Raw genomic sequence first — 3,759 nt, 5'->3', positions numbered from 1 at the left:
CCAAAACTCTCCCTCGGCTTTTATGCTGCTCAAAACCGTGGGCGCGGCCTACCTGCTGTGGCTTGCCTGGCTTTCCTTCAGGGCCGGGGCCTCACTGGCTCTCACCGGCGGAGGCGGAGCGCCCTTTCCCGGCTATGCGGCCCTGTACCGGCGCGGCATTGTCATGAATGTGACCAATCCCAAGGTCTCGCTTTTTTTCCTGGCCTTTTTGCCCCAGTTCTGCGACCCCTCACGGGGCAGCATGGCCCTGCAGGTTCTCAGCCTGGGCCTTTTGTTCATGCTGGCGACCCTTGTGGTTTTTTTCAGCGTGGCCCTGCTTGGCGGCAGGCTGGCCCTGTGGTTCAACAAATCCCCCGGCGGGCAGATACTCATACACCGCGCGGCGGGCCTTGTTTTCGTGGGGCTGGCCCTGCTTCTGCTGCTCAGCGGCAAGTAGCCGGGCCAGAAAGGCGGTATCCGTGATCATCGGCCGCCACCGGCTTGCGGCATTTCTTGACAACAGGTATTGGCAGAGGTATGTAGTCCAACTTTCGAGGTGCAATATGCAGAATTACCGTATATCTCTTAATGATTTGCCGCCTGAAGGCAAAGAATTCCAACTGGATGACCCGGCCGTCTGGCAGGAACCCATGAAGGAATTCGGCATGGAATGCCGGGTGAGCAAGCCCCTGAGCGCCACCATCACTGTCCTGCCCACCGATGGCGGCTGGCTTGTGCGTGGTTCCCTTGCGGGCGAAGTAGTTCTGCCTTGCAGCCGTTGTGCCGAAGACGCCCCGTCTTCCATAAGCACCCGCTTTGAGGATTTTGAGGAACTGCCAGGCGACGACGACTTTGAAGGCCCCGGCGGCGGCGCAAGCCTGTCGGGCGTGCAGGCTCAGGACGAAGATGCCGGGAGCCGCCTTGTTTTTGTTAACAACGTACCCATGCTTGACCTTGCGGCCATCTGCTGGGAAGAGCTTGTCCTGGCCCTGCCCGTAACCCCCCTGTGCGGAGCGTCCTGTAAAGGACTGTGCGCCGGTTGCGGGGCCAACCTCAACGAAGGTATGTGCTCCTGCGCGCACGATGAAGGCGACCCCCGCATGGCGGTTCTGCGCGGGCTTACCCTGCATAAAAACTGAAATTGGGCAGAGGTGATTTTTCCCAACCTGAAACCGGAACAGATCAGGTTCGGGCAATAAAAACCGGATCGGGCCACGGCCTTTACTCCCCGGCTTTACGGGCGTAAAAAGCCACTGCGTACAGGCGGATTCCTGTACGCGGAGCCTAGACATTTTCAGAATTTTTTACTAATCTGCTGAGTCTTGCGGGCGGACCCTCTTTTCAGGTCTGGCCGCCATACCCTTGCTGTATGTGTCCGAAAGGACGGAAAAGGAGAACATCATGGCTGTGCAACAGAACAAAAAATCCCGCTCCCGCAAGGGGATGCGCCGCTCCCATGACCGTGTGGCCATTCCCGCCGTTATTTACTGCTCCTGCGGGGAGCCTACCGTACCCCATTGCGTCTGCCCCAGCTGCGGCACGTACAAGGGCCGTCAGGTAGTCGCCAAAAGCGAAAACGAGTAATGAACGAGCGCCCCATCATCGCCGTGGACGCCATGGGCGGGGACTTCGGTCCCTCCGTGGTGGTGCCGGGCGCCATTGAGGCTGCCCGTCTTTACGACTTGCACGTCCAGCTTGTGGGCGACACCCCCAAGCTGGAGGCCGAGCTGGAAAAGCTTGTCCTCAAGGACGTGCATTACGACATTGTTCAGGCTGATGATGTGGTGCATATGAACGAAAAACCTTCGGACATCCTGCGCCGCAAAAAAAACTCCTCCATCCAGGTGGCCTGCCGCCTGGTCAAGGAAGGCGCCGCTGACGCCGTGGTCAGCGCCGGTCACTCCGGCGCCACGGTGGCCTGCGGCATGTTTATTATGGGACGCCTCCAAGGAGTGGAGCGTCCCGCCCTGGCCGCGCTGCTGCCAACGGAAAAAGATCCCGTGGTGGTGCTTGATGCCGGAGCCAATGTGGACTGCCGCCCCTATCACCTCTTTCAGTTCGGCCTCATGGGCAACGCATTTGCCCGCGATCTGCTGGGCTATGCCTCGCCCCGTGTCAGCCTGCTGAGCATCGGTGAAGAGGAAGGCAAGGGCAACAGCCAGGTAAAAGAAGCCTACGAACTTCTGAAGATGGCCCAAAACCTCAATTTTGTGGGCAATGCCGAAGGGCGGGACATCTTTACCGGCAACCTTGATGTGGTGATCTGCGATGGTTTTGTGGGCAACGTGGTGGTGAAGATGAGCGAGGGGCTTGCGGCCTCTCTTGTGCGCATGCTCAAAAAAGTCTTTACTTCCGGCGTGTTGCCCGCCCTTGGCGGCATGCTTGCCAAGGGAGCTTTCAAACGCTTTGCCAGCACCATTGATTACGCCGAATACGGCGGCGCGCCGTTGCTGGGCCTTCAGGGCCTTGCCATTGTCTGTCATGGCCGCTCCAGTTCCCTGGCTATGACCAATGCCATCAAGATGGGCGGCACCTTTGTACGCAAGGGGACCAACAGCCGTCTTGCCGAGACCATCCTGGCAAACGAAGAGCTTACCCGCTTCTCCCGCGCTATCTAACCGACGGTATACAGAATGAATCCTCTCTGCCATTTGCTTGCGCTGAGCGCCCATGTGCCGGACGCGGTCCTGACCAACGAAGACCTCGCCAAGGTGGTGGACACCAACGACGAGTGGATAGTCTCCCGCACGGGCATACGACAACGCCACAAACTGGCTGATGACGAGAATGCCTCTGACCTTGGCCTCAAGGCGGCCCGCAAGGCACTGGCCGATGCGGGCATGGAGCCTTCGGAACTCACCCACGTTATCGCCGCCACCTGCACCCCGGACGTGCTCTCGCCTTCCGTGGCCTGCATCATTGCCGGGCAGCTCGGCGTGGGGCCTGTCATGGCCTTTGACTTCGGCGCGGCCTGCTCGGGCTTTCTGTACGGCCTGTCCATCTGCCGCAGTCTGCTGGCTCACCAGCCGGAAGCCAAAATTCTTTTTGTCTGTACCGAAGCCCTCACCAGACGTGTGAACTGGGGCGACAGAAGCACCTGCGTGCTTTTCGGCGATGCGGCCACCGCCTGCATAGTCACGGGAACCTCCGCCAACGTGCTGGCCGGGGTGGAAGACGTGGTTTGCAAGAGCGACGGTACGCAGCGCGACCTCATTGTGGTGGGCGGCGGCACCAGCAGCCGCTATGCCAAGGGCGCTCCCGTCGAAGACGATTTTTTCATCACCATGCAAGGACGCGAAACCTACAAGCATGCCGTGCGCAACATGGTGCACATCTGCGAAGACGTGCTGTCCCGCAACGGACTCGGCACCGGCGATGTGAACCTGCTGGTTCCCCACCAGGCCAACATGCGCATTATTGAGGCAGTGGGCAGCCGCCTGGACATGACCGGCGACCGCGTTTTCGTCAACGTGGACAAGTACGGCAACACCTCTTCGGCATCCATTCCCCTGGCTATTGTAGAAGCCCGCGCAGCCGGGCGCATCAAGGCCGGAGACCGCATACTTGTCACCGCTTTTGGTGCCGGCCTGACGTGGGGCGCAGCCCTGCTGCGTTTCTAGGTCTTTTTTGCTTTGATAAAGAGTCCGTAACGGTGTTACCACCGTTTTACGGCCTTTACGGCGTATATTCTGCTGCCCGGGCGACGCGGTCGGCTTCACCGCAGCCCCTGGAAAACGCAGGAACAGCCCGGCAAAACCGCCGGATAAGCGGGCAGCGCAT

The 3,759-nt window shown here is 60.0% G+C and carries 5 protein-coding genes; all 5 read left to right on the top strand.

The genetic code is table 11. The features are described 5' to 3' along the window. Nucleotides 1-436, top strand: a 436-nt coding sequence (locus tag V6C07_RS10020; protein WP_333536306.1) for a LysE family translocator, incomplete at its 5' end; no start/stop codon positions are given. A 106-nt stretch (nt 437-542) separates the two neighbouring features. After that, the gene (locus tag V6C07_RS10015) at nt 543-1,118 is read left to right on the top strand and encodes a YceD family protein (RefSeq protein WP_333536305.1); all 576 of its coding nucleotides are present in this window, start codon (nt 543-545) and stop codon (nt 1,116-1,118) included. Between the two features lie 262 nt (nt 1,119-1,380). After that, nucleotides 1,381-1,563, top strand: coding sequence for a 50S ribosomal protein L32 (rpmF, locus tag V6C07_RS10010; RefSeq protein ID WP_333536304.1), 183 nt, complete (start codon nt 1,381-1,383; stop codon nt 1,561-1,563). Beyond that, nucleotides 1,563-2,597: a phosphate acyltransferase PlsX gene (gene plsX / locus V6C07_RS10005; RefSeq protein WP_333536303.1), complete on the top strand. Its 1,035-nt coding sequence runs from the start codon at nt 1,563-1,565 to the stop codon at nt 2,595-2,597. The genes rpmF and plsX overlap by 1 nt, the downstream gene beginning before the upstream one ends. 15 nt (nt 2,598-2,612) lie before the next feature. Beyond that, complete coding sequence (locus V6C07_RS10000) at nt 2,613-3,599, top strand: beta-ketoacyl-ACP synthase III (protein WP_333536302.1); 987 nt, start codon at nt 2,613-2,615, stop codon at nt 3,597-3,599. Nucleotides 3,600-3,759: the final 160 nt, after the last annotated feature.

It is taken from the genome of Desulfovibrio sp. 1214_IL3152, assembly GCF_036763055.1.
Classification (GTDB): Bacteria; Desulfobacterota; Desulfovibrionia; order Desulfovibrionales; family Desulfovibrionaceae; genus Desulfovibrio.
Note: the sequence above shows the minus strand (reverse complement) of the source record. Positions and strands in the feature narration are given on the sequence as shown.